The 261-nt window shown below is 71.6% G+C and carries 1 protein-coding gene; it reads left to right on the top strand.

From position 1 onward, the window contains the following. On the top strand, window positions 1-261 hold a 261-nt coding region (locus SB751_RS32040), incomplete at both ends, for a histidine kinase dimerization/phospho-acceptor domain-containing protein (RefSeq protein ID WP_410749270.1).

Raw genomic sequence — 261 nt, 5'->3', positions numbered from 1 at the left:
GAGCCGGTCGAGCCCGCCGAACTGGTCGCGAACGTGCGCGCGCTGTTGCGCCTGTACGCCGCCGAAAAGGCACTGCGCGACGCCGACCGCCGCAAGGACCGCTTCCTCGCCACGCTCGCGCACGAACTGCGCAACCCGCTCGCGCCGATCCGCAACGCCATCGAACTGCTCGATCCGCGCCACGGCGCGAGCGATACCGGACGCGCCGACGCGCGTCTGATCGCGAGCCGTCAGGTCGAGCATCTGGGCCGTCTCGTCGAC

The organism is Cupriavidus sp. SIMBA_020 (genome assembly GCF_046535395.1).
GTDB classification, from domain to species: domain Bacteria; phylum Pseudomonadota; class Gammaproteobacteria; order Burkholderiales; family Burkholderiaceae; genus Cupriavidus; species Cupriavidus campinensis.
Note: the sequence above shows the minus strand (reverse complement) of the source record. Positions and strands in the feature narration are given on the sequence as shown.